15 protein-coding genes and 2 pseudogenes are annotated in these 26,581 nt (G+C 57.4%); 9 read left to right on the plus strand and 8 right to left on the minus strand.

The genetic code is table 11. From position 1 onward, the window contains the following. The first annotated feature begins 85 nt into the window (after positions 1 to 85). On the plus strand, positions 86 to 790 hold the full coding sequence (locus FH08_RS48590; RefSeq protein ID WP_035567120.1) for a DUF2968 domain-containing protein: 705 nt from the start codon (positions 86 to 88) through the stop codon (positions 788 to 790). Between the two features lie 140 nt (positions 791 to 930). On the opposite strand, the gene FH08_RS0125475 is transcribed toward FH08_RS48590, so the two are convergent. The 5 genes from FH08_RS0125475 to FH08_RS0125495 form a co-directional block, all read right to left on the minus strand. Next, on the minus strand, positions 931 to 2,439 hold the full coding sequence (locus tag FH08_RS0125475; protein ID WP_031361076.1) for a gamma-glutamyl-gamma-aminobutyrate hydrolase family protein: 1,509 nt from the start codon (positions 2,437 to 2,439) through the stop codon (positions 931 to 933). A gap of 120 nt (positions 2,440 to 2,559) precedes the next feature. After that, positions 2,560 to 4,320: a cation:proton antiporter gene (locus FH08_RS0125480; RefSeq protein ID WP_031361077.1), complete on the minus strand. Its 1,761-nt coding sequence runs from the start codon at positions 4,318 to 4,320 to the stop codon at positions 2,560 to 2,562. A gap of 203 nt (positions 4,321 to 4,523) precedes the next feature. Beyond that, a complete protein-coding gene (locus tag FH08_RS0125485) occupies positions 4,524 to 4,862 on the minus strand; it encodes a P-II family nitrogen regulator (RefSeq protein ID WP_031361078.1) in 339 nt (112 codons plus the stop codon). Positions 4,863 to 5,025: 163 nt separating this feature from the next. After that, positions 5,026 to 7,077, minus strand: a complete 2,052-nt coding sequence (locus FH08_RS0125490; RefSeq protein WP_031361079.1) for an NAD(+) synthase — start codon at positions 7,075 to 7,077, stop codon at positions 5,026 to 5,028. Positions 7,078 to 7,273: 196 nt separating this feature from the next. Then, entirely contained in the window at positions 7,274 to 8,413 is a 1,140-nt protein-coding gene (locus FH08_RS0125495) for a GNAT family N-acetyltransferase (RefSeq protein ID WP_031361080.1), read from the minus strand. A gap of 181 nt (positions 8,414 to 8,594) precedes the next feature. On the opposite strand from FH08_RS0125495, the gene FH08_RS0125505 reads away from it, so the two are divergent. Further along, positions 8,595 to 8,942, plus strand: coding sequence for a GIY-YIG nuclease family protein (locus tag FH08_RS0125505; protein ID WP_051888510.1), 348 nt, complete (start codon positions 8,595 to 8,597; stop codon positions 8,940 to 8,942). A gap of 122 nt (positions 8,943 to 9,064) precedes the next feature. Here the strand turns inward: FH08_RS0125505 and FH08_RS0125510 are convergent, their stop codons facing one another. The 3 genes and pseudogenes from FH08_RS0125510 to ppa all read right to left on the minus strand — a co-directional run bounded on the left by FH08_RS0125510 (position 9,065) and on the right by ppa (position 11,720). Continuing rightward, positions 9,065 to 10,432 carry a WD40/YVTN/BNR-like repeat-containing protein gene (locus FH08_RS0125510; RefSeq protein ID WP_235210492.1) on the minus strand — a complete coding sequence of 456 codons (1,368 nt, stop codon included), beginning with the start codon at positions 10,430 to 10,432 and terminating at the stop codon, positions 9,065 to 9,067. Between the two features lie 15 nt (positions 10,433 to 10,447). Further along, positions 10,448 to 10,810 (minus strand): annotated as a pseudogene (locus FH08_RS54425) (PKD domain-containing protein); the annotation flags it as partial. Between the two features lie 382 nt (positions 10,811 to 11,192). Continuing rightward, complete coding sequence (ppa, locus tag FH08_RS0125515) at positions 11,193 to 11,720, minus strand: inorganic diphosphatase (RefSeq protein WP_031361083.1); 528 nt, start codon at positions 11,718 to 11,720, stop codon at positions 11,193 to 11,195. Positions 11,721 to 12,048: 328 nt separating this feature from the next. Between ppa and FH08_RS0125525 the strand changes: the two genes are divergently transcribed. From FH08_RS0125525 to FH08_RS49625, 7 genes and pseudogenes are all read left to right on the plus strand, one after another. Then, positions 12,049 to 13,488 (plus strand): aldehyde dehydrogenase family protein, encoded by a 1,440-nt coding sequence (locus tag FH08_RS0125525; protein ID WP_031361084.1) that lies wholly within the window; start codon positions 12,049 to 12,051, stop codon positions 13,486 to 13,488. Between the two features lie 12 nt (positions 13,489 to 13,500). Further along, complete coding sequence (locus tag FH08_RS0125530; RefSeq protein WP_031361085.1) at positions 13,501 to 14,259, plus strand: SDR family oxidoreductase; 759 nt, start codon at positions 13,501 to 13,503, stop codon at positions 14,257 to 14,259. A 156-nt stretch (positions 14,260 to 14,415) separates the two neighbouring features. Further along, positions 14,416 to 15,735 carry an MFS transporter gene (locus FH08_RS0125535; RefSeq protein WP_031361086.1) on the plus strand — a complete coding sequence of 440 codons (1,320 nt, stop codon included), beginning with the start codon at positions 14,416 to 14,418 and terminating at the stop codon, positions 15,733 to 15,735. Between the two features lie 335 nt (positions 15,736 to 16,070). Then, the gene (locus tag FH08_RS51430) at positions 16,071 to 17,861 is read left to right on the plus strand and encodes a hypothetical protein (RefSeq protein WP_152602919.1); all 1,791 of its coding nucleotides are present in this window, start codon (positions 16,071 to 16,073) and stop codon (positions 17,859 to 17,861) included. 133 nt (positions 17,862 to 17,994) lie between these two features. After that, positions 17,995 to 18,805 (plus strand): annotated as a pseudogene (locus FH08_RS48595) (MFS transporter); the annotation flags it as partial. A 202-nt stretch (positions 18,806 to 19,007) separates the two neighbouring features. Further along, positions 19,008 to 23,852: a hypothetical protein gene (locus tag FH08_RS51990; RefSeq protein WP_051888514.1), complete on the plus strand. Its 4,845-nt coding sequence runs from the start codon at positions 19,008 to 19,010 to the stop codon at positions 23,850 to 23,852. Between the two features lie 665 nt (positions 23,853 to 24,517). Further along, complete coding sequence (locus tag FH08_RS49625; RefSeq protein ID WP_152602920.1) at positions 24,518 to 26,299, plus strand: hypothetical protein; 1,782 nt, start codon at positions 24,518 to 24,520, stop codon at positions 26,297 to 26,299. Positions 26,300 to 26,581: the final 282 nt, after the last annotated feature.

Consider the following 26,581-nt stretch of genomic DNA (forward strand, 5'->3'; position numbering starts at 1 on the left):
ACGCGTTTTCTACGCGCGCGGCACGATGTGTCGTTAATCGATAGCCGAAACTTACTCAATCTCGAAGCCTCACCATCAGCCATCTATGAAGTCCCTCACCACCTCCACCCTTCTGAACGCGCTGTTCGTTGCCGTGATCGCGCTTGGCTCATCCTTCGCGACGGCTTATCAGCCCGTTGGCACACTGCTCTCGGCAACCAACCTCGCTGATCCCGTCCGGCAACCCTCTGCTATCGGTTCCATGGACGATTTTCAAGATGGCTCCGACGCTGCGTCGAACGCCCAGACGCTAGGCAATGTGTCGGAGCTCAAGCAGATGGTCCGGGCCCACAAGCTGACTGAGTTGCGTGTCACGTACAACGGCAACTATGGCGCGGCGCTGTTTTTCTATCCTCAAGAGATGGTGTATTACGTCGCGCTGTTCCAGGACAAGAATTTCTGGCGCGTGGTGAAATCGCAGGACGACGCGCGCGCTGAAACGGCCTATGCGCAGTTCGCCCGCAAGAGCTATGCGCTCGCAGAAGGCGAGATCAAACGCACGCAGTTGCAGGCGCAAAAGGCATTGCTCGAGCGTGTCATTGCGGTATCGAATGATCGGGCGCAGCGCCTGACCGCCGATCTTTCAATTGCGCGCGCACAGGAAAGCGAAGTGTCACAGCGTCAGCAGCAGATGCAGGTGGAGTCGGCGGCACTACTGAACGAAAAATCCGCCGCCGAGCGCAAGTTGCTCATGTTGCAGCGGCAGGTTCAGCAACTTCAGGATCAGAGCGAAGCGGGACTCGTTCAGTAACGCTCAAGCTCGAGCTGGCGTTTGATCCAGGCGAGCACGTAGTAAATAAAAGGCCGTTCCAACTTTCATGTTGGAACGGCCTTTTAGCCTTTCGTCATCGCTATTAGGGATTCATCACGCGGCGTTTAAACGACGACCGCCTAGAAGCGCGTTTCGCGTGCCACGCGCAGGAAGGTATCGAGTAAAGGTGTGCAATCGAGCAACTCGTCGCCGCCCGCTCGATGGAACTCCGGATGCCATTGCACGCCCATTACAAACGGCGCGCGCCGATAACGCACCGCTTCAATAATGCCGTCGTGGGCCGACACAGCCTCGATGTTCAGGTCACGGCCGATCGTCCTCACCGCCTGATGATGGATCGAGTTGACGAGCGCTTCGCGGTGGCCCGGAAACATGTTGACGAGCGTGGAGCCATCGGGGAAACGAATCGGATGCCGATGCTGATCGTACTGCTCGTTCACATGGACGCCGGCCGTCGGGACATCGGTTGCAATATCCTGGTAGAGCGTCCCACCGAACGCGACGTTGATCAGTTGGCAACCGCGGCATACACCAAGCACGGGCTTGCCCGCCTCAATGAATTCATGCAACAGCTCGAGTTCGTACATGTCCCGCACGCGGTCGCCGGGCCATTCGTGACGCGTGGCCGGTTCCGTATAGGATTGCGGCGATACATCAGCGCCACCTTGCAGCAGCAAGCCATCCAGCTGTTTCGCATAGTCGCGCAAGCGGATATTGCTCGGATGCAGCATGCCCTGATGGCCGACCGTCGGGATCATGAAGACGAGCACGTCGCGCGACATCACCCAATGCGCAATCGATTCCTCCAGGTACTGCAGCGTCTTGCCGCGCAGTCCCTTGGCGCCCGGTTCAGGATGAAAAATCCGCGCCGACACGCCAATTCTCAATGTTCGCTGCGTGATCCGCTGGCCGGCACGATCGAAGATCTGACGCGCACGCGCCTTCATCACACGGCCGAACACCGACCACGCGGAATCACTCTGGCGCAGATACGCTGGCGGCGCCTTCATATCGGGTGCATCGGGTGGAATGGGCGGCGGACGGAATGTGCCGAAATCCGGCGCGGTCGAAAATTCTGGCGGCAAGCTGGAAACGGGCTTCGACGTGACACTTTCTGTTGCGCTTTCTGTTGTGCTCTCTATAGCGCTCACGGCTCCCGTTTCGGCTTCAGCGGCTCGCGCCTCGGTCGCGTTTTCAACTTCCGCCGCGAGACTGGCTTGCGCTTCCGTCGCGGTCTGGACTTGCGCAGCGAGGCTCGCCTTTGCATCTAGCGTTTTGTTCGCAGCGGATGCAGACGATGCTGTTGCACGCGCCGCCGTTTCCTGCTGCGCCGTCGCCCTGGCCACTGATGCACGAGCTGCGGCCGCGTCATCGCGTTGCGCCTTGGCAGTATCGACAGGTTCTACCGTCGACGCGCTTGCAGGTGCGTCCGTGGATGCCCGTTCAGCCGCAGTCGCGTTCGGGCCCGGTTGCGCAGCGGCAGCAGAGGCATCGGAACTATTTGTGGATGACGCGGGCGCAACGGCCGGCGTTTGACTGCCCGGGATGGACGCCGAAGAATCGGCGGCGGGAGAACCAGTTCCGGGCGTTTCCGGTGGTATCGACTCGTTTGACTTGTTTTCGCTCATTCCGTTTGTAGGCGCGAGGCGCTGTGAGAATGGTCAGAGTTTAATTATCCGCCTCTGGTCCGGGGGCGGCAAACCATCAAACAATTGCTCACATTATCGGGGAAAACAAAGGTTTTATGCTCAAGGATGATCTCTCGGCTCTTCGAGCGTTTCTCGCAGCGCGATCTGCATCGTTGCGTGAATTTTGACGCACCAGCGCCACAATACCGTGAGCAATAACGCCGCGCAGACAAGCACCGCGATCATCAACCCGAACGGCGGCAGGATGCCGCCCGAGAGCACCGTCACCAGCAGGAAAACACCGAACATTGCGAGGATCGGGATCAGGCCGGAAATGGCCGATCGCAACGCGCGCGTGAAACGTCCGGCCTTCGCGGGCTGCACGCTCACTTCGGCGAGCATCAGTGCGAGCGACCCCAGTTTGCGATACACGGCAACCAGGAACGGCATGGACACCAGCAAGGCAACGCTCCAGAGCGCGACACGCTGGGCATCGTTGGTGGGCAACCAGCGCGACAGATATTGAGTGGCAAACGGCGCCGCGTAGGACGCGGTGAGGAAGATGGCGGCCACCAACGCAAGATTCACCGCAATCTGCAGCACGATGCGCCGCGTCATGCTGAACAGCGTCGGGCCACCGTTGTCAGGTGAAAGGCTCGCGAGCCACTGCGAATACAGGCCGAAGGTGTTCGCAACGGGCACGGGCATGGAGCGCGCGATGCGACGCGTGATCGGATCGGCGGCCTTGATCAGATACGGCGTGAACAGCGTGGTCAGCGCGGAAACCGCGACGGCGATCGGGTACAGGAAGCTGCTGGTCACTTTCAGCGACAACCCCAGCGACGCGATGATGAACGAGAACTCGCCGATCTGCGCGACGCTCATGCCGACGCGCATCGACGTGCGCCCGTCCCTTCCGGCGAGGAAAGTGCCGAGCCCGCACGACACGATCTTGCCGAACACGACCGCAACCGTGATGACCGCGATCGGCCACCAGTAATCCACGAGTACCGCCGGATTCAGCATCAGGCCGATGGTCACGAAGAAGATGGCGGAGAACATGTCGCGAACCGGCGCGATCAGGTGTTCGATGCGCTTCAGGTTGCGCGATTCCGCCATGATTGCGCCGATCAGGAACGCGCCGAGCGCGATGCTGTAGTCGAGCTTCACGACCAGCAGGCAGAAGCCGAAACAGAATCCGAGCACAGTGACGAGCAGCATTTCGTCGCTTTTGGCCTTGGCGACATAGTCGAGCGCGCGCGGCACGATCAGGATGCCGACCACCATTGAGACCGTCATGAACAGCAGCAACTTGCCCAGAGTGACAAACGCCACGCCCGCCGAGACGGAACCCGTCTGCGCAATGCCCGAGAGCAGCACGAGCATGGCTATAGCCAGAATGTCCTCGACGATCAAAATGCCGAAGATCAATTGCGCGAACGGCTCGCCCTTCATGCCGAGTTCGGAGAGCGCCTTGACGATGATCGTTGTGGATGAGATAGCGAGCATGGCGCCGAGGAACAGCGAATCCATTGCGTTCCAGCCGAACCACTGCCCGATTTCATAGCCGATCCAGATCATCAGCACGATCTCTGACGCCGCCGCGACAAACGCCGTCGCGCCAACCTTGAACAGCTTCTTCAGGCTGAATTCGAGCCCGAGCGAAAACATCAGGAATACCACGCCGAGCTCGCCGAGCGTCTGGATGGTGGCTTCATCGTGGATAAGCTGGAACGGCGGCGTGTAGGGCCCAATAATCACCCCCGCCACGATGTAACCCAACACGACCGGCTGCTTCAGACGGTGAAACAACACCGTGACGACGCCCGCAATCGCCATGATTACCGCCAGATCCTGAATAAAGCCGATCGCGTGATGCATCCACAAATCCTTACAAATAGCACACAGGGATGCAGATAGTACCGCAACGGTTTTTTACATTGGTGACGGAAATAGTCAGACGAAAGACAAAGCAAAAGACGCCATCGGACAGGTCCGATGACGGTATGACACGCGGGTCAAGGGGCCGCGTGGAAACACATAGCGGCCTGAAACGATATCAGGCCGGCTTCAGACGAACAGACTTAGACTGCTGCTTCGTCTTCTTCGCCCGTGCGAATGCGGATAACGCGTTCGACATCGGTCACGAAGATCTTGCCGTCGCCGATCTTACCGGTACGGGCCGCGCCAATGATGGCGTCGATGACCTGATCCGTCTGGGAGTCGGCCACGACCACTTCGATCTTCACCTTCGGCAGGAAGTCGACCACGTATTCCGCCCCGCGATACAGCTCCGTGTGGCCTTTCTGCCGCCCGAAGCCCTTGACTTCGGTGACTGTCAGACCGGTGAGCCCGGCGCCGGCAAGCGCTTCACGGACTTCGTCAAGCTTGAACGGTTTGATGACTGCGGTGATGCGTTTCATGGCGCGCCTCTTGGAAGATTGTGCGGATAAGCGTGAAAACGGATTTAAGAATCGATGGTTTGATTCTAGCTGCGTTTTCACAGTTAATCGCAGAGATCTCGCGCCATAGCATCGGGATCACGCCGAAATCGGCGCATTTACGCGCAGATATGGTGCAAACGCCTCAATCCACCGGAATATTCTTCAAATCGTTCATCCAGACGACCGATTCCGAATCACTCGGCGCGCGCCAGTCGCCGCGAGGTGACAAAGAACCGCCGGACCCGACTTTCGGCGCATTCGGTACACACGACCGCTTGAACTGGCTGGTCCGGAAAAACCGGTCGAGGAAAATGCCTAGGTTGTGCTTGATGGCGGGCAACGCGTACTCGTTGCGCGCGACATGCGCGCCTTCGGGCCAGTCACCCTCGTCGCGGTTGTTCCATGCGGTGTAGGCGAGGAACGCCACTTTCGTTGGCGCAAAACCAAAGCGCAACGTGTAATACAGGTTGAAATCCTGCAGCTCGTACGGTCCGATGACGCTTTCCGTCTTTTGCTCCGGATTGCCGGCTGATTTACCAGGAACGAGTTCCGGGCTGATATCGGTATTCAGGATGTTGATCAGCACGTCCGAACCCGAATTGCCGATTTGCCCGGTTTCCGCGACCCACCGGACCAGATGCGTGATCAGCGTTTTCGGGACGCTGGCGTTGACGTTGTAGTGCGACATGTGATCGCCCACGCCGTACGTGCACCAGCCAAGCGCGAGTTCGCTCAGGTCGCCGGTACCGACCACGATTCCACCCTTGAAGTTCGCGAGCCGGAACAGATGGTTCGTACGCTCACCCGCCTGCACGTTCTCGAACGTGATGTCGTATTGCTCCTTGCCCGACGCATACGGGTGGCCAAGATCCTTCAGCATTTGCTCGCAACTCGGCCGGATGTCGATTTCGCTCGCCGAGCAACCGACAATCTCCATCAGTTGGCGTGCCTGCAGGAGCGTCCGGTCGCTGGTCGCGAAACCGGGCATGGTTACGCCGAGAATATTCGTGCGCGGCAGGTTCAGCCGGTCCATGGCCTTCGCGCAGACAAGCAGCGCATGGGTTGAATCCAGGCCGCCTGAAATGCCGATCACGACCTTCGATATGCCGCTGGCCGAGAGCCGTTGCACCAGCGCCTGCACCTGGATGTTGTAGACCTCGTTGCAACGTTCGTCGCGGCGCTTCGGGTCGGACGGAACGTAGGGGAAACGCTCCACAACGCGCTCGAGCGGCAAGGCGCGGTTGATCGGCAGATCGAGATTGAAGCGCACGGTTTCGAACTTCGATACTTCGTCCGCATGTCGGCGCACCGACTGGCCGAAGGTGGTCTGGTGCATGCGCTCACGCGAGAGCCGCTCGAGATCGACATCGGCGAAAACAAGATGCGAGGTGTCCAGGAAGCGCTCGGATTCGGCGAGCAATTCGCCGTTTTCGTAGATCACCGCCTGCCCGTCCCAGGCGAGATCCGTGGTCGACTCCCCCCTTCCCGCCGACGTGTACAGGTACGCGGAGAGGCACCGGGCCGACTGCTGCCCAACGAGCTGATGCCGATAATTCGACTTGCCGACCACCACGTTCGATGCCGACAGATTCACCAGCACGGTTGCCCCCGCGAGCGCTGCGAATGACGAAGGCGGCACCGGTACCCAGACGTCCTCGCAGATTTCCACGTGAAAGCGGAACAGCGGCATGTTGGCTATTTCAAACAGCAGCGCCGATCCGAACGGCACTTCGGACCCCAGCAACGTGACGCGATCCGTCGATGCGTTCTCAGCCGCGCTGAACTGGCGCGCTTCGTAGAACTCGCCGTAGTTCGGCAAATAACTCTTCGGCACGACGCCCTGGACCTGCCCGCCCGCGACCACCACGGCGCAATTGAACAGCGTATGGTCGACGCGCAGCGGCATGCCCACGATCATCGCAATGGAAAGGCTCTTCGATGCCGCCACGACCGACGCCAGTGCCTCTTCGCAGGCATCGAGCAAGGCCCGCTGGTGGAACAGGTCGTCGCAGGTGTAAGCCGGTAGCCCGAGTTCCGGGAACGCGACCAGCACCGCGCCGTTCGCCGCCGCCTGCTTCGCCAGGTCGATGGTTTCGGCGGCGTTGAACGCCGGATCGGCAACGCGGCAACGCGGCACGCCTACCGCCACGCGAGCGAAATCGTGGCTGTAGAGATTGAAGAATCGGTTTTTCATCTTGAGCTTGTCCATACGATGCCCCGCATTCGGGGATCCTGTTCCGGCGCATAACGGGTTAAGGGCGGGTGAAGAGTTACCGCTGTGAAAGCGAAAGCATTTCGACATGATGATAAGTCGAGTTGCAGTTTTCGGGCGCCTATTGGATCAAGCGTTAGCCATCCGGTCAGGTTTCGAGCGTGTCGAGCGCACGGCCCTACGCCTTCTTCCTGAAGGGGGTATGCGCTTCCAGCTCCTGGATATGCTGGTCCATCGCCGCCGTCTCTTCATCGAGGAACTCACTGATCGCGTGCGCAAAACGCGGGTCCGCGACCCAATGTGCGGACCACGTCGGAGTAGGCAACATGCCACGCGACATCTTGTGCACGCCCTGTGCACCGCCTTCGAAACGAGCCAGCCCGTTCTCGATGCAATACTGGATTCCCTGCATGTAGCAGGTTTCAAAGTGCAGCCCCGAGATGAATTCTTTCGTCCCCCAGTAGCGGCCGAACATCACATCGCCGCCGATCATGTTCAGCGCGCACGCGAGCCGCTGGCCGTCCGCTTCGGCGATCACGAGCAGGATGCTGTCCGGCGCGGCCGCGTGAATCTGATCGAAAAATTCGCGCGACAGATACGGCGGATTCCAGTGCTCGCGGTAGGTGTTTTCATAACAGGCGTAGAAAAAATCGAGCGCTGCCTCGTCTATTTGCGCGCCCCGCAGCCACGTGTAGGTAACGCCGGCATCGACTACGCGTCGACGGTCCTGCTTCACCTTCTTGCGTTTGTCGTGGCTCATGGTGGCGAGGAATGCATCGAAGCTGTCGTAGCCGCCGAGGGCATTCTCCCAGTGGAATTGCACGCCTTCGCGCAGCATGTAGCCGGCTTCGGTGAGCGCTTCGAGATCCTGTTCTTGCGGAAACAGCACGTGGAGCGATGACAATTCCAACTGCTTGGTCAATTCGATCGCCCCGCGCGCGAGCATCACGCGCTCTTCGTGCGTGGCGGCGATCAAGCGCGGACCCGTCACCGGCGAAAACGGCACCGCCGATAGCCCCTTCGGATAGTACCTAAGGCCATTTCGCTCGAAGGCGTCGGCCCAGGCGTGGTCGAAGACGTACTCGCCGCGAGAGTGTTTCTTGAGGTAGAGCGGCATGGCGCCGGTCAGCTTGCCTTCACGCCTGAGGAGCAGGAAATGCGGCCGCCAGCCGGTGCGGGCGACCGCGCAACCCGTGTCCTGCAACGCCGACAGGAATTCGTGCCGGACGAAGGGGTTATCGCCGGCGAGGCGGTTCCATTCGTCCGGGGTCACGGAATCGAGCGAATCGACCACATGTATTTCGACCTTGCGGTTCAACAGGCTTACCTCGCTTCGGGCTTGTTTGGAGCTTGTTCGGGCTGAGTGCCGGGCGCTTGGTGCAGCGCGGAACGGTTATTCTCGCCGAAGTCGCGGGATTTTGTTCGAGCGGGGTTGGTGGCCGGGGCTTGAGCGATAATGCGCGGCATTGCGGCCTTCGCCTTTTTCGCCAAGCTTTCTCATGCCCTGGTTCCTGTATCTCCTCGAATGCGCCGACGGCAGTCTCTATACCGGGATTGCTACCGATGTCGAAGCGCGATTTGCGAAGCATGTGAGTGGGGATGGCGCAAGGTATACCCGGTCGCGCAAGCCTGTGGCCGTGCGGGCTTCGTTTGAGCTGAGTGGTCGGGCTGAGGCGTCACGGGCTGAGTATTGGGTGAAGCGGTTGACGGTGACGCGGAAGTGGGCGTTGGTACGGGGAGATCTGGATTTGGCGGCGGTAATGCCGCCGGTGGACATTGAAGCCGATGCCCGCGCCATTGCCAACCCGAACGATGCCGACGAACGCACTGACGTTGACGCCCGATAATCAATCCGGTTTGCGCGGCATTCCTCGTTGCGCTAAAACGGGCAGCATTTGAAATCACTGACTCACGAATGGCACCTGCGCCAACCAACATAACCCGTTGGCGCAGAGCCGTCTTTACGCTTTTAAAGGGGCGTCAGCCACAAAGCGCCACCGCCTCCTATGGAAGCAGAAGTGCCGAGTAAAGCCGTATTGTCGCCGAGCGCAAACGAGGTAAGCGCAACATTCGCACCCAAACTGGCCACGCCAATTTTCGCCCAATTCAGCCCGCCATCCTTTGTGCCGTAGACGTCGCCGAACATGTCGAGCGCGTAGCCATATGTCGGCGTGGTAAAGGCAAGATCGGTGATAAAGGTGTTCTTCGGAACGGCCAATGCGTTCCATGTCGCGCCACCATCAATGCTCTTCAGTACAGGATAAGGAGCCCTGCTCCACAGCGAACCTGAGGCATATCCTGTCTTAGCATCGACAAAAAATACGCTCGCGTACGAGTTCACGTCGGCGCCCTGCGGCTGTGACGTTGCCCAGGTTGCTCCACCATCGGTCGTCCGGGCAATTTGCATCTTCGAACCGTTTCTGTCAGCGCCAATAATCCACCCGTTGCGCGCATCGATGAATTGCATCCGCAGCGCTTTCATATTGGTATCTGCCTGGAATTTCCAGGTCTTGCCGCCGTCGATGGTGTTTGCCACGATCCCGAGTTCATTGACCACCCATCCATTCTGGCCGACAAACTGGACTGCGCGCATACACCGCTCGTCGGGGAATCCGGCCAAACGGACGTTCTCCCATGAATTGCCGCCGTCAGAGGAGTGCATCGTGGCGGCATAGTCAAATTGGATCACCGCCCCATTTTCAGTTTCGAAATACTTCTGCTGCCCACAGCCGACAACCCATATGTTTTTGTCGTCAGCAAACGCGATGTCGATAAAGCCGTTGCCACCCTTGCCGTTATCGTCCTTTGGAAGTGTCAGTTCTTGCCATGACCTCCCGTTATCCGTCGACTTCAGCACCTGCGGCTTATTAATTGGCAACGCCCAGGCAGTTTTGTTCGCAGCGACGCGAATCCGGCCAACCGTTTGCGCCGTATAGGACGCTTTCCAAAGCGCGTAGCCTCCAGGCTCCAGCGGCGACACCGGGCTGACCGGCGACACCAACGTGACACGGAAATCCTGGCTCGTCTGGCCGCCATATTCGTTCGTCACCGTGACCGTCAACACGTGCGCAGCGCCGGTCGCAAATGTATAGCTCAGCGTGTTGTTCGCGGTTGCCTGGCCGTAAGTGACGCCATCGATCAGCCACTTATACGTGAGCGAATCACCTTGCGGATCGGTCGCATTGACGACAATGGTAACGGTCGGCCCTATCGCTTCTACTTGCCCGATGTTGACCGCGCCACTGGATCCTTGTCCGAGGGCGATAACGCCGGTGGATCCTTGGCCAACGCTGACAGCCCCGCTGATTATTGGCGGCTGATTTTGCACGATGGCCACTGAGCGCGTCTCGACGCTCGTCTGGCCGCTCGCGTCCGTTGCAGTCACCTTGACACCGAACGTACCCACCTTCGAATACGTGTGTGCCACTGAGACGCCGTTTGACGAAGGGGTGCTATCGCCGAAATCCCAGACGTAAGTTGTCGCGCTGGGAAAAACGCCGCTGACGATAAAGCTAACCTTGGTTCCGGGACGTAACGCGGACGCAGGCGTAATGCCGACATCAGCAATTTTCGGTGCGGCCACCTTGGCCGGTTGAATATTGTTCTGCGCCTGAGACGCGGGATTGCCCGTGGAATCGCCACCACCACCTCCACACCCCGCCAGCGCAAGTGCGCAAACCGCCGCGCTGATTCCACCCCTGAGTCGCCTGTTCATTATTTAAACCCTGTTCATGAGGTAGCGACCTTTCTTCAATGTTCGATCTTCTCCTGATCGATTCAACGTCACGCATTTGACAAAAACGGTAGTGGACGCGAGAAGGCCGCCCCTGTTTGTTGATCTGGAGGCGAGAAGGCAAAACCTTACAAGGACACTTCAACCGGTAACGAGATCGTTGCGAGTTACGCAACGGTTATAGGGAAATCGTACTTTTCTGATTGTTTTGCTACGGATTTCCCAGAAACGGCGTCTTTGCGCGATCGCTCGCACAGCGATGAGGCCCACAGCAACATGAATCTTTCCAGCATAAAAAAACCGCCCGGTCCTGCCTCATGGCAAGACCGGGCGGTCTTCAACATCTCGACAATCAGTCGATGGCTTACTTCTTGAAGTTAGCCACGCCTTCCGTGATTTCCTTGTGGGCGGCTTCCACGCCTTGCCAGCCTTCGACCTTCACCCACTTGCCCTTTTCCAGTGCCTTGTAGTGCTCGAAGAAATGCTTGATCTGGTCCTTCAGATACTCGGGCACGTCGTCCACAGTCTTCATGTGCGCCGTCATCGGGCAGATCTTGTCATGCGCCACCGCGACCAGTTTCGCGTCGACACCCGATTCATCCGTCATCTGCAACATGCCCAATGCGCGAGCCCGAACCACCGAGCCGGCCAGCAGCGGGAACGGCGTGATCACCAGCACATCCACCGGATCGCCATCGCCGGACAGCGTCTGCGGAATGAAGCCATAGTTCGCCGGGTAGCGCATTCCCGTCCCAATGAAGCGGTCGACCACGAGCAGGCCCATGTCCTTGTCCGCTTCGTACTTCACCGGATCGCTTTGCGCCGGGATCTCGATGATCACATTGAAATCCTGCGGAAGATCCTTGCCTGGGGGTACGTTGTTAAAGCTCATGTGGACTCTCTTCAAAGTGGAAATTCGGTGTCGGAGATAAACGAATTCGGTACGCGCTAACGTCACGTCTTGCTGCATTGCGACAATTCACGTGAAGCGCGGATGTCCTGACTGCAACGCTGCTTCTAGGCATCACGTTGCCCATGAAACAGCGCAATTACGTCATTATAGCCAATCAACGCGTGCACTCCGGCGTCTGCTGCGAGCCAGTAGAACGGCGCAAAATAGGCTATCCGCATCGCGACCCCGACCGCGACTGAAGCACCGCCCAACGAACTGACGTGATGGTGCATCCCCCCAACAACCGCCACGGAGACAGGAGTCAGGCATGGAAGAGGCAAAGCATTTCATCGGCAACCAGTGGGTGGCAGCGGCAAGCCACGAGACCATTCCCGTCATCGATCCGTCCGACGGCCAGGTCTTCTCGCAACTCGGACGCGGCAACGCAGCCGATATCGACCGCGCCGTCCAGGCTGCGCGCCACGCTTACGAAGGCCCATGGGGCCACGCAAGCGCCGCGGATCGAGGACGCGTGCTTTACAGGCTTTCGATGATCATCGCCGCCCATCAGGACGAACTGGCGCATCTCGAAGCACGCGATACCGGCAAACCCCTGAAGCAAGCCCACGCGGACGCGGCCAGCATCGCGCGGTATTTCGAGTTCTACGCAGGCGCCGCCGACAAGCTCCACGGCGAAACGCTCCCCTATCAGACCGGCTACACCGTCCTCACGATCCGTGAACCGCACGGAGTGACCGGGCATATCGTGCCCTGGAACTATCCGCTGCAGATCTTCGGGCGCAGCGTCGGCGCGGCGCTCGCGGCCGGTAACGCGTGCGTGGTCAAGCCGGCTGAAGACGCGTGTTTATCGATACTGCGCATTGCCGAACTCGCCGCCGAAGCGGGCTTGCCGGAAGGCGCGCTGAACATTGTCACGGGTTATGGATACGAAGCGGGTGCGGCGCTCGCGCGGCATCCGGGCATCGATCACATCTCGTTCACCGGATCGCCGGCAACGGGCGCGGCGGTGGTCAAGATGGCCGCCGATAACCACGTTCCCGTCACGCTGGAGCTCGGCGGCAAGTCACCGCAAATCGTTTTCGCCGATGCCGACTTCGACGCCGCCCTGCCCGTGCTCGTCTCGGCGATCGTGCAGAACGCGGGACAAACGTGTTCGGCGGGCAGCCGTGTATTGATCGAGCGATCGGCGTATGAGCCCTTGCTCGAACGGTTATCGGAGGCGTTCAGCGCGTTGAAGGTGGGCCCGAGCAAACTTGATCTCGATTGCGGTCCGCTGATCAGCGCGAAGCAGCAGCAACGCGTGTGGGATTTTCTCTCCGATGCCCAGCACGACGGCATCGCCATGGCCGCCCACGGTGAAGTGATTGCGGAAGCGCCGGAGGCAGGCTTTTACCAGGCGCCGACGCTACTGCGCGATGTCCCGCCGGCGCATCGTCTGGCGCGCGAAGAAGTGTTCGGCCCGATCCTTTGCGCCATGCCCTTCGATGACGAAGCCGACGCGCTGAAGCTTGCCAACGGCACAGACTTCGGGCTGGTCGCGGGCATCTGGACACGCGATGGCGGCCGGCAGATGCGCATTGCCCGCAAAGTGCGTTCGGGGCAAGTGTTCATCAACAATTACGGTGCAGGCGGCGGCGTTGAACTGCCGTTCGGCGGCGTCAAACATTCGGGCCACGGCCGCGAAAAAGGCTTCGAAGCGCTGTATGGATTCACGGTGCTCAAAACCATAGCCATCAAGCATGGCTAGATAGGAGACAACATGAGACTGCAAGGCAAGACGGCGATTGTGACTGGCGGCGGATCGGGATTCGGAGAAGGGATCGCGAAGACATTTGCCCGCGAAGGCGCTAGCGTCGTGGTGAACGATCTCAACGGCGCGGCAGCCGAGCGCGTGGCCAGCGAGATTGCGGTGAGCGGCGGCAAGGCGATCGCGGTACCCGGCGACGTGACGAAGCAAGCCGACTGGCAAACGCTCTTCGATGCCACCATCGAAGACTTCGGCAGCGTTCAGGTCGTGGTGAACAACGCGGGCACGACGCATCGGAACAAGCCGGTGATGGACATCACCGAAGCGGAATTCGACCGCGTTTATGCGGTGAACGTGAAGAGCATCTACTTCAGCGTGGCGCAATTCGTGCCCTACTTCCGCAAGGTTGGCGGGGGTGCGTTCATCAATATTGCATCGACGGCAGGCGTGCGGCCGCGGCCAGGTTTGATCTGGTACAACGGCAGCAAGGCCGCGGTGATTATCGCGAGCAAGGCGCTGGCGGTCGAGCTTGGGCCGGACAGGATTCGCGTCAACTGCATCAACCCGGTGATGGGCGAAACGGGCTTGCTGTCCGAGTTCATGGGCATGGAGGACACGCCCGCGAACCGTCAGAAGTTCCTCGCGACCATTCCGCTGGGACGGCTTTCAACGCCGCAGGATATTGCGAATGCAGCGCTGTATCTCGCCTCCGATGACGCCGAGTTCATCACCGGCGTCGCGCTGGAAGTGGATGGCGGGCGCTGCGTCTGACGTGCTTGCCAGAGCCGCATCCGGTAGCGAACTTAGCTCGCCGCCGGATGCGCCTGATCGGTGTTTTCCCCATAGAGAACAGCCGGTTCCGGTTATAGCGAGCAGCTAGAATCGAACCGCACATATTCCCATCGATAAAAATAGCCAGGAGACAACATGGCCAGTACTGCGGGTGATTTGCATCGACCGGGCGCGGGTGCGCCGCCTTCGGCGTTCGAAGCGGCTACGTATAAGAAGGTCGCGTGGCGGCTCTCGCCATTGCTGTTGCTTTGTTATGTGGTGGCCTATCTGGATCGTGTGAACGTGGGCTTCGCGAAACTGCAGATGTCCACCGATCTCGGCTTGAGCGATGCCGTCTACGGCTTCGGCGCGGGCATCTTTTTCTTCGGCTATTTCATCTTCGAAATTCCCAGCAACGTCATCCTGCACAAGGTCGGCGCGCGCATCTGGATCGCGCGGATCATGATCACGTGGGGCATCATTTCCGGCCTCACGATGTTCATCACCACGCCCACCATGTTTTATGTAATGCGCTTCATCCTGGGCGTGGCCGAAGCGGGTTTTTTCCCGGGCGTCATTCTCTATCTCACTTACTGGTTTCCGGCTGAGCGGCGCGGACGGATGACGACATTGTTCATGACGGCGATCGCGCTGTCGGGATTGATCGGCGGTCCGGTGTCCGGCTGGATCATGAAGAACTTCGATGGCGTCAACGGCTGGCATTCATGGCAATGGCTTTTCTTGCTGGAAGGCATTCCATCGATCGTGGTCGGGATTATCGTGTTCATCTTCATGGATGACGGGATTGCGAAGGCCAAATGGCTCACGGTGGAGGAGCGTGAGTTGCTGGAAAGGAATATTGCTAAGGACAACGTCGAGAAGGTGGACATGCCCGTGCGTGAGGTGCTCAAAAACGGCCGCGTCTGGTTGATGAGCCTGACGTACTTTTCGTTCGTGATGGGGCTCTATGGCGTGGGCTTCTGGCTGCCTACGATTATCAAGGCGACCGGGGTGACCGATGCGCTGGACATCGGCTTGCTGTCCGCTATTCCGTTTGGTGCCGCGGTGATTGGCATGTTGCTCGTGGCACGCAGTGCGGACAAACGAGGCGAACGCCGGTGGCATATTGCCATTCCTGCGGCTGTGGGGGCGTTGGGGTTGGTGGTGTCGGTTGTGTGGTCGACGAATACGCCTATGGCCATGCTCGGACTCACCTTGGCGACGATGGGCATTCTCACCACGTTGCCGCTGTTCTGGAGTTTGCCTACGGCGTTTTTGGCTGGGACCGGAGCCGCTGCAGGGATCGCGATGATCAACTCGCTTGGCAATCTGGCGGGGTTCTTGAGTCCGTATCTCGTGGGGTGGCTCAAGCAGGTGACGGCATCGAACGCTAGCGGCATGTATATGCTCGCCGCGTTCATGGTGCTCGGTGGGTTGCTCGCGCTGAGCGTGCCGAAGCGGATGGTAAATCGGTAGGCTCGCTGCGCGTCAACATCAACCCCACGGAAAACTCCTGAGATAAATAGGAGTTTTCTTGTATCGTCATTCAACCACACTATTCAGAATCGTCCGTTGGATCGTTTGCGATCTTTTAACGATCGCAGAGGATTTTCATCGGGCGGGAGGTTTGCGCAAACGCGTCTGCACCGCCCATCTACAACAATTAAAACGGGGCAAACATGTCAGAAGCACGGATGTTGGACGTGGGGTTTTCATCGGTTGCTACAGGTTCTGGAAGCGCCGGTTTTTCCAGCGACGCGGGTTTGACGAGGATTGACGGACAAAGCTCAATTGACCATGGCCAAAGAGATTTGGCGCGTACCGTTGTCGACGCACTCAGTCTGGCTGCAGATCACGGGTCCTCGTTGTCGGCGCTGGACCCGCTGGCATACAGTGATCTCGCCGCATTTGTTGCCTACATGCCGAGCGCTGGAACTCAACCCATCCGGTTGAACGGCCCCGACACGGTAGGCATTGATCACACGGTTTCGCCGCTTAACGACGCAGCCATTTCCTCGCTGCTACCGGTGACCGGATTCCCAGCAATCGATCCGCGCATATCGCTGGGTTGGAACGACGGTTTAAGCCAACTCACGCCGCGTTCCTCGGACGGTCATCTTTCGAGTGAGAGTACGGCATCTTCCTTCGTTGCGAGTGAGGGTACGTCGCTTTCCTTCGGCGACCTGGGCGGGCGGGATGCAAGGCCAATTAACACAGGGGATTCGTCGATCGCGATCGGTTTTAATTCGGGCTCCAATGGATTTCGTGGCGACGTGCCCATCACAATTGGCAAAGGGCAAACTGATTTACCGCCAGACGACATCGCCGTTCCGTCGCTACTGCCATCGTGGGAAATTCCAGGGAGCAATTCAAGTATCTCGCTCGGGAAGCAAGGCGGCTCGCAGCAACGCTACCCGTATTCCTCGCATCTTTTTTTCGCGGACGCGCCAGTTATCACCGGCGTCGGTGACATGGCCCACCTGTCGGGTTTTGAGTCAGCCAACACCATCAACATCTTCAACCCGGCTCCAATCCTGAGCGGTTCGGGCCAGGCCGGTACTGTCATTTCCGTTTTCCATAACGCGGTGCTCATCGGCTCAACCACCGTTGATCCGGACGGAACATGGAGCTTCAATTCGCCTGCGCTCGCTACCGGACGGCACGACTTCTCCGTCAGCACGGTCAGCCCGGAAAACGGCACCGTGCTCGAATCGGCGCATCTCGACGTGCGTGTCGCTGTCGACGCCAGCCTTGCGCCGACGGCTATTGCCCCCATTCCAAGCGCGCTCGACGAGAGTGTCCCCGAAACACTCCCGGATACACACTCTTCTCGGCTGATGTTGACTGACGGCGCCTTGACGGTCGACGTGCAAGCTCTTACACCGTCCAAATCCGGCAGCAGCGTTGCCGCCTTGGGACTGTCCGCGGAACTGCTCGTCGCCGGCAAGATAGTCGATGTGCTCGCAGTCACCGCTGACGAAGGGGGATTGATTTCCTTTGCTGCGGATTGGAAAACCGTGGCGGCAGTTCATCCCGATGCGACGTTGAAAGTCACTGCCCATATCGGCACGGATGACGCAATCGAGGTCTTGGACAAACACACGCTCAGTTCCCTGCTTGGGCAAACGGATCGTTGGGTATCGATGACGTCGACCGGAGAAAGCGCAGCGTTTTTCGATGCGTCGGATCGAGGCGTGCATATCCATGGCGGCGCGGGCGTCCACCTCATTACAGTGACGAACGATCATCAATTGCTTGATTTGACTTCGCTGACAGGCAAAACAGCTGCCTCTACCGTCATGGGCATCGACACAATTGATCTGGGCGGACAGCACAACACACTGCAAATCGCGATGATCGATGTGCTGAATCTCGGCGAGACGGATCTTTTTCGTGTCGATGGAAAGCAGCAGTTCATGGTGAACGGCAAGGCGGGTGACACGGTGAAGTTGTCGAATACAAGCGTTGCGGGGATAACCGATGGAGATTGGGAGCAACAGCCCGAAACGAAGATAGGAGGTGTGACATACGACGTCTATGAACATTCGACAGCACATGTGGAGCTGATGGTGCAGTCCGGCGTGCAACTGACGATGCATTGATGCATTACGCCGTTTGATCGCGAGAAATCCGCATGCCCGTCAAGGTGTGCGGATGCTATTCGACTACTGGCGCGGCACATACCTCGCTGGTTCGGATATAGATCAGTACATGCGTCCATCGGTTTTGAATTCATCGATCGCGCTGTCGGGATTGATCGGCGGTCCGGTGTCCGGCTGGATCATGAAGAACTTCGATGGTGTCAACGGCTGGCATTCATGGCAATGGCTTTCCTTGCTCGAAGGCATTCCGTCGATCGTGGTCGGAATTATCGTGTTCATCTTCATGGATGACGGGATTGCGAAAGCCAAGTGGCTCACGGTCGAGGAGCGTGAGTTGCTGGAAAGGAATATCGCTAAGGACAACGTCGAGAAAGTAGACATGCCCGTGCGTGAGGTGCTCAAAAACGGCCGCGTCTGGTTGATGAGCCTGACGTACTTTTCGTTCGTGATGGGGCTCTATGGCGTGGGCTTCTGGCTGCCTACGATTATCAAGGCGACCGGGGTGACCGATGCGCTGGACATCGGCTTGCTGTCCGCTATTCCGTTTGGTGCCGCGGTGATTGGCATGTTGCTCGTGGCACGGAGGTGGCATATCGCCATTCCGGCAGCTGTTGGGGCGTTGGGGCTGGTGGTGTCGGTTGTGTGGTCGACGAATACGCCGATGGCCATGCTCGGACTCACCTTGGCGACGATGGGGCATTCTCACCACGTTGCCTCTGTTATGGAGTTTGCCTACGGCGTTTTTGGCTGGAACAGGTGCCGCTGCTGGGATTGCGATGATCAACTCGCTGGGAAATCTGGCAGGGTTCTTGAGTCCGTATCTGGTGGGATGGCTCAAGCAGGTGACAGCATCGAATGCTAGTGGCATGTATATGCTCGCCGCATTCGTGGTGCTCGGTGGACTGCTCGCATTGAGCGTGCCGAAATGGATGGTGAATCGGTAGGATCGCTGGACGTCAATGTCAACTACACGGAAAACTCCTTAGAGAAATAGGAGTTTTCTGGTATCACCTTTCAATTTCATTATTCAGAATTGTCCGTAGGTTGGTGCACGTTTTTTATCGGAACGTGCACAACTTATCGGGCGGTTCAACGCGAAAAATTCGTGGCGTCGCCCGGCTAAAAATTTGAGAGACCGGGACTGCCATGGCACAAGTAAAGAGCAACTTTTCCTCGTCGACCATCCGAACGGGCTTTGGCGAATTCGCTGATGGCCAATCACTCCCTTTAACGGACAGGTTTGATAGCGCATCGATCGCGATCGGTGCAGGAAACGGCAACGAGGCTTCTCGTCATGTCGATATAGATCCGGACACCGCACCCCTGGCGCTTAGTACGATCGGCGCCCAATCAGAATTCCCCGCACCGGATACTTTTCTTGTTCAGGTGGCGTTAGGTTCCGACGGATCGACGATCACCGGAAAGGCCGATCCACTCTCGCTGGTAACGGTCTCCGATTCCGACCGCGTCATCGGCGAGGCGATCTCGTCCGCTGACGGCTCCTGGTCGATGCCTTGGCGTGGCTCGCCAGACATGGACGTCCATTCGTTGCGCGCAGTCAGCTCGCACAATCATCGTCATGGCGATCATCACGCTGATCATGGAACGCCGGTCAGCGCGGGCGCGCCGTCCATCGCTGGGATCAGCGATTCGACGCAAGGCAGTCACGGCAAGTTCTCGCGCGTCGCGACGATCGACAATCCGTTGCCGACGATCATCGGTTTCGGTCACGCAGGCGATATCGTCACGATCCTTGACGGCGATCATTCCATCGGTTCAACCACTGTGCACAGCGACGGCACCTGGGCTTTCAGCACGCCGCTGCTAAGCAAAAGCACGCACAATTTCTGTGTCATCGCGGTGAGCAGCGTGAGCGGTGTGACGCTGATGTCGAACCATCTGGTAGTCAAAATGATTGGCGACAGCACGCCCTTGCCGTTGGCGGTTGCGACCATCACCAGCGCGCTCGATGAATTCACTGATCCGGGTGGCAATCATCACGACAACGTCGTTCAAAACGGTGGCAAGACCGCCGATACCTCGCCGAAGCTAGTCGGCACATTGAGCGCCGTGTTGCACGAAGGCGAAGTGCTCGCCATCTATCGTGACGGCCAGAAGGTCGGCACTGCTTTAGTCACGGGGCTCGGCTGGTCGTATCAGGACGACGGACTTACGAAGGGTCAGCACGTCTACACGGCGAGTGTCATTGCTGCATCGGGAGAACAGGGCGCCCATTCCGGCGATTTTGTAGTCACTGAAACGGCGGGAACAAGCTTCAACATGTTTCCCATGCTCGGGACGGAAGATTTCCTGATTTTCGACACCCGGCTCATTCCGAGAACGACGTCCGACGGCAGGCCCATTTCCTTTGATTTGCTCGAAACCGTCAAAATTTTCGAGAAAGAGGGAATGACCGTCAAAAGCTATACCGACGAAGGTGGCTTCATCAGCATCGAAGTCGACTGGGTCGCATTTATGAAGACGCACCCGAACATGGGTCTCGATCTAGTTTCACATCGTCATATCGATAACGATAAGGGCGGCCTCAATTACTACAATTCATTTGGCTTTTCAAGCTGGCAGGATGTGCTCGCGAAACTCGGGACCTGGACATTCGCGGTGGTCGGAGCCGACGGCGCGCAAGGGCAGCCAGCAACGCCGGCTCCTGCCACAACTATCACGGGCATCTATGAGGTCCATACCGATGGGTCCGGTAATCCAGCGCTATCGTTGATCCCGGATGGTGGTTCGACCGCTAGCTCGACGCACAAAATCGTATTCACCTTCAGCGAGCCGCTTGGCGAGGGCTGGATCAGCGACTCATGGGAAATTTATCGGGACGGCGTACGTTTGCGGCCCAATAAAGACTTGCTTGACGGCAAATACGATCAAGCGACCAACACAGGATGGGTGATTGAAACCAATGTGCCGCCGGGTCCGCACGTCTACACGGCGCGAGTTCCGCGCTCGTATGGTGATCAAGGAACATGGTCGGAAAGCTATAGCATTTTGGAAACTGACCCCGCACCGGTGGCCGTTGCCACCATTACCAACGCGCTCGATGAATTCACCGACCCAGGTGGCAATCATCACGACAACGTCATCCAAAACGGCGGCAAGACCGCCGATAAATCTCCTAAGTTGATCGGCACTTTAAGCGCCGCGTTGCACGAAGGTGAAGTGCTCGCCATCTATCGTGACGGCCAGAAGATCGGCACCGCTTCAGTCACGGGGCTCGGCTGGTCCTATCAGGACGACGGACTTACGACCGGTCAGCACGTCTACACGGCGAGTGTCATTGCTGCATCGGGCGAACAGGGCGCCCATTCCGGCGATTTTGTAGTCACTGAAACGGCGGGAACAAGCTTCAACATGTTTCCCATGCTCGGGACGGAAGACTTCCTGATTTTCGACACCCGGCTCATTCCCAGAACGATGTCCGACGGCAGGCCCATTTCCTTCGATTTACTCGAAACCGTCAAGATATTCGAGAAAGCGGGAATGACCGTCAAAAGCTATACCGACGACGGTGGCTTCATTAGCATTGAAGTCGACTGGGTCGCGTTTATGAAGACGCATCCGAACATGCATATCGATCTGGTTTCACATCGTCATATCGATAACGATCAGGGTGGTCTCAACTACTACAACACGATCGGCTTTCCGAGCTGGGAGGGTATGCTCGCGAAACTCGGGACCTGGACATTCGCGGCTGTCGCAGCCGATGGCGCAGAATTTCAGTCGGCCCGGCCAGCCCCGGCTACAACGATCACCGGCGTGTATGACGTGTATGTCGACGCTGATGGAATCGAGCATCAGTCGCTCGTTCCTGCAGGCGGTTCAACAACGTCAATGAGTCATCGGATTGAAGGGACGATCAGCGAGTCAGTCCAGTTTTTTAGCGATTGGCTGGTGATCTATCGCGACGGTGTGAAACTGGAGGGGAGCAACCACTCGTCAAACTTCCCCATGTCTTACTCCAACAAGACGTGGTGGATCATTGACAATGATGTGCCGCCCGGTCCGCACGTTTATACGGCTCGCGTCGAACGCACGTATGGGGATCAGGGACCTTGGTCGGAAAGCTATAGCATTTTGGAAACTGTTCCCGCGCCGGTGGCCGTTGCGACAATCACCAGCGCGCTCGATGAATTCGTCGACCCGACAGGTAATCATCACGACAGCACCATCAAAAATGGCGGGCAAACCTCCGACACATCACCGGAGTTGCATGGAACGCTCAGCGCGTCTCTTCACGAGGGCGAAGTGCTCGCCATCTTTCGTGACGGCCAGAAGATCGGCACCGCTTCAGTCATGGGACTCGACTGGTCCTATCAGGACGACGGACTCACAACGGGTCAACATGTCTACACGGCGAGTGTCATTTCCGCCTCGGGCGAACAGGGCGTCCATTCCGCGGATTTTGTCATTACTGAAACGGCTGGAACGAGTTCCGGCAGTTTTCAATTCCTTGCGACTGAAGACTTCCTGATTTTCGACACCCGGTTCGGGGCCCGAACCACGGCCGACGGCAAAGCCATTTCCATCGATATGCTCGAGGGCGTGCGGATGCTCGAAAAAGCCGGAATGACCGTCAAAAGCTATACGGACAACGGTGGCGTCATCAGCATTGAAGTCGACTGGATCGCCTATGTGAAAGCTCACCCGGACGCGTATTTCGATTTGCCTTTGCATCGTCATATCGATACCGATCAAAGCGGCGTTGACTATTACAACCCAATCGCCGTCCCGGACTTCAGGATTCTGCTGAACTTGCTCGGGCAATGGAAGCCAGCGTCCTTTGTACAAGATGCCGGTGGGCAGTCACCCACGCCGCCAGCAGCAGCAACGATCACTGGCATATTCGATTCATATGTCGACGCTGAAGGTTGTGTTCAGCTTTCATTGATTCCAGCGGGAGGTGCTTCTAGCGAAGCGTCACACAGAATAGAAGGAGTTCTTAGCCAACCAATGAACAAGTGGAGCGATTCACTCGTCATTTACCGCGATGGCGAGAAGCTGACAGGGGACACTCATTCGTTCAACCCACTCTCAAATTATTCAAACACCACGTGGTGGATTCTCGATAGTGACGCCCCTCCCGGCCCGCATGTCTATACAGCACGGGTCGAGCGCGAATTCGAAGCTCAAGGACCTTGGTCGGAGAACTACGGCATCGTGGAAACTAGCCATGGGCCAAGCCAGGACTCATTGACCGTCCGCATTCAGATGAACGACAAATTGCTAGTCGTGGATACGGGGATGCTCAATCACACGAACTCAGATGGCAGTGTTATATCGATGCTTTTGAAGGCAGAGGTCACGTTGGCCGGTAGCACCGTTGCCGTCTTTCAGGTGCCTGTGGATGAGAACGGCGCAACCTCGTTCGAAGCTGATTGGACTCGAATGATCACGTCCAATCCGGATGCGAAACTCACTATAACTGTTCACGACAACGTCAATCAATCAGATCAGATTGTGGACGTACACACAATCGGAGCGCTTGCGGGCCAGATGGGCCATTGGGTGACGGCGAGCCCGAAGGGAGAAAGCGCGATCTTCTTTAACACAGCAGATCGCAGCACGCATATTCACGGCAACGCCGACGTCAACACGATAACTGTCGCGGACGACCATCAGATAATCGATCTGACGTCACTCACGGGCAAGACCACTGGATCAACCATTGCGGGAATCGAGCGGATCGACCTTGGTGGCCAGCACAACACCCTGAAGATCGCGATGATCGACGTATTGAATCTCGGCGAGACTGACCTTTTCCGCGCGGATGGCAAGCAACAATTAATGGTCAATGGCAAGGCCGGGGATACCGTAGAGTTGTCCAATACCCGCGTTGCAGGAATCGCCGATGGAGATTGGGAGCGACAGGGGAATAGCACGATTGGCGGCGTTGCCTACAATGTCTACGAGCACTCAACAGCGCATGTTGAATTGATGGTGCAATCGGGCGTGCAAATAGCGATTCACTAATTTCCCGGATAGGTCAAACGCCAAATGCCGCAGACCTTCTAAAACCTGCTGCCAAGATCGAGTTGCTTTTAATTTGATCTGTCACATTCATGCTTTTCAACGCAAAATCAAAACCTTGCAGAATGGATCTCTGCAAGGTTGTTCCAAAGCAATATGAGACATTCGCAATGGAATAAAATTAAGGAACGATCTATACAAATAGATGAGATCCAACCCCGTGAACCGGGTACAAAACGTCACGTGTCGTTTGATTTAATCTAATTTTTCGAACGTAACAGCGTTTCCCTCACCCACAACGGTTACTCGATTCCTCTTTTGCTAAAACAAAACGTCAATATATTCTAACAAAATGTTTTGCAATCCATAATTAGTGACAGCCGACGCTCGCGTGCAGAAAGCCTACTTTTTTTGGATACCTATATTCAATATTTTCAATTCACAAGAGGTAGGTGAATCACGAATCGAAACAAGACTATCGCTGTTACATACAGACTTATCCTTATTTTCCAACTCCGACAAAACGAATAATGACAAATAAAAATCCGATGAGGCTAGCGACCTCTTTAGTAAAGTGGCTCACGGCTACCCTCCTGGTGGCCTCCCTCGCTGCGTGCGGCTCGAACGACAATGGCTCCCCCGCAGCCACTAAAGCTGAGTCCAACGCTGTGAAAGCCACCCTGTCGAGTAAGGCGGCCGTACATTTGCCAGAGTTTTCAGAGGTTCGATTTTCCCCTTCCGTAATCGACAGCAAGAATACGCAAATGTCGGTACTAAAAGCGGCTCCCCAGTCAACGGGTTTGGTAGGTGGTTATCTGAGACCCCAATGGATCTGGAATTCTCACCGGATAAACGTTTGCTGGGAATATCCGTACGACTGGTACGCAACGCAACGCGAATGGGTGAAAGAGGCCGTCACCAGTACCTGGGACGCCAACTCGGATGTGACGTTTGTCGATTGGACTCAGTGTCCAGATTTCGACTCGCCTGATAAATATCTGGGGATTCGTTTGACCATCACACCCGGTCAGCCTATTACCCGGCAGCTAGGTGAAGCGGGCATCGGCTGGAGATCCAATGTGCAGCTCAACATAGATTTCAACTCGTGGTCTCCTGGTTGCTCCGATCCGTCCAGACTGGAAAGCTGCGTCAAGACAGTGGCCGTTCATGAATTCGGTCACCTGCTGGCATTCAACCATGAGCAATATCGAACGGACACACCTCAAGATTGCATCGATCGCGGCGTTGAGGATAAAGATCCCGGTCGAGGTCAGGGTGACCCTGACTACGTCATATTTGGGCCTTGGGATCTGAACTCCGTCATGAATTACTGCAATCCCACCTGGGCTAACAATGGCCAGCTAAGCCCAGTCGACATTGGTATGGTGCAGCAATACTACGGAAAACCCGGAAGCAAGATTTATTCGGTCTTTACCGCAAATGACCCACCCATTGTGTCAATACAAGATAGCAAGACTTTCGAAGACGTAGCGGATTACCTCACCATCCCGAACGCAGATGGCTTCGTAGTTCGCCATTTCTACGCAACGCCGGATGGAAATAAAGTCGCCTACACGCTCTTCAACCAGCAAAAAGGCACCTCGATTCTTGGCTATATCGACACTCAAACGAACACGCTAAAGGGTCGGAAAGCAATTGCCGAAGAAATCGTGGACATGAAACTGTCGGGTGACAGCAAATACGCGTATGTCGTATGGAAGCAAGGTGCTGCGGGAGGATTGCGCGCGTACGACTTAAGCGCGCTGACAGTATCGTGGGATTTGCCACTTACCGGCGCGGAGCAAATCGTTGCACAACGTGACACATCGAGTCAGCGACTTTACGTTGTCAAGAATAGTGGGGCCGGCAGTGCGCAATCGATCGTCGTGGTGGATATAAACTCCCACAGCCAAATCGCGTCGTATCCCGTTGGCACGACTCGCGCGCAACCACTGGTCGTGGGTTTAACACCCGACGAGAAAACACTGTACCTTGCCGATCCAGGTCCCGACAACCAGCTTGCTCCGTTCATCGCCAATCTGGACACTCAAACCGGTCAATACAATGTATTGCAGCCTATCAGCCCCGCCGATGCCAGCGTTCATGACCTACACGTACTTGATAGCAATCAGGTTGTGCTCGGCACCAACAAGAAGGGCATAGCGCCGCTCATTTACACTGTGGGCAAAAAATCTTTCAGTGCTATAACCGGTGGCATTCCGAGCGATTGGTCTCTTCCATTTGTCTACTCCCCTGACGGCAAAACGGTTTTCACAATGGGCCAGTATTGGGACGGGAATATTCCGTATTACTCGTTCATCCGCCTCGATAGCTACAGATTGAATTCGGCTACTAGCCCCGTGGTTTGGGACGGTTCCAACCACCCGGTCTGGAGCGTCGGCTTCGGTCAAGACGTGGTCACCCGCCCATTCGCAGTGATCTATCGCTGACCGGCTTTTAGATTAGCCGATTCAAAGTCGGCAATTTGCCGCAAACGCCTCGTTCACGCGTAAAGTGCGAACGGGGCGCTTTGTCGACGCCGGCGTATCGACGCAAACGCGTTGAGTAGCTATGTTTTGAGAATCTCCGCCCCTCAACATTGCGGCGGTAAAGTTTTTTGCACGAGATCAAAATCTGATCGCGCCGACGCCGCGCCCTGCCTGCGCCGCGGCCGCGCTAAAACCCGTCGTCTCGCGCACCGCGACAAAGCGTGAATACCGCGCTCGCACCAA

It is taken from the genome of Caballeronia sordidicola (genome assembly GCF_000729995.1).
In the GTDB taxonomy this organism is placed as follows: Bacteria; Pseudomonadota; Gammaproteobacteria; order Burkholderiales; family Burkholderiaceae; genus Caballeronia; species Caballeronia sordidicola_A.

Bases quoted from the DNA above. Each gene is read 5' to 3' on its own strand.
- FH08_RS51990 (WP_051888514.1), top strand. From the start codon at position 19,008: ATGGCACAAGTAAAGAGCAACTTTTCCTCGTCGACCATCCGAACGGGC.
- FH08_RS0125475 (WP_031361076.1), bottom strand. From the start codon at position 2,439: ATGAGCGAAAACAAGTCAAACGAGTCGATACCACCGGAAACGCCCGGA.
- ppa (WP_031361083.1), bottom strand. From the start codon at position 11,720: ATGAGCTTTAACAACGTACCCCCAGGCAAGGATCTTCCGCAGGATTTC.
- FH08_RS48590 (WP_035567120.1), top strand. From the start codon at position 86: ATGAAGTCCCTCACCACCTCCACCCTTCTGAACGCGCTGTTCGTTGCC.
- FH08_RS0125505 (WP_051888510.1), top strand. From the start codon at position 8,595: ATGCCCTGGTTCCTGTATCTCCTCGAATGCGCCGACGGCAGTCTCTAT.
- FH08_RS0125525 (WP_031361084.1), top strand. From the start codon at position 12,049: ATGGAAGAGGCAAAGCATTTCATCGGCAACCAGTGGGTGGCAGCGGCA.
- FH08_RS0125535 (WP_031361086.1), top strand. From the start codon at position 14,416: ATGGCCAGTACTGCGGGTGATTTGCATCGACCGGGCGCGGGTGCGCCG.
- FH08_RS0125530 (WP_031361085.1), top strand. From the start codon at position 13,501: ATGAGACTGCAAGGCAAGACGGCGATTGTGACTGGCGGCGGATCGGGA.
- FH08_RS0125490 (WP_031361079.1), bottom strand. From the start codon at position 7,077: ATGAAAAACCGATTCTTCAATCTCTACAGCCACGATTTCGCTCGCGTG.
- FH08_RS0125485 (WP_031361078.1), bottom strand. From the start codon at position 4,862: ATGAAACGCATCACCGCAGTCATCAAACCGTTCAAGCTTGACGAAGTC.
- FH08_RS0125480 (WP_031361077.1), bottom strand. From the start codon at position 4,320: ATGCATCACGCGATCGGCTTTATTCAGGATCTGGCGGTAATCATGGCG.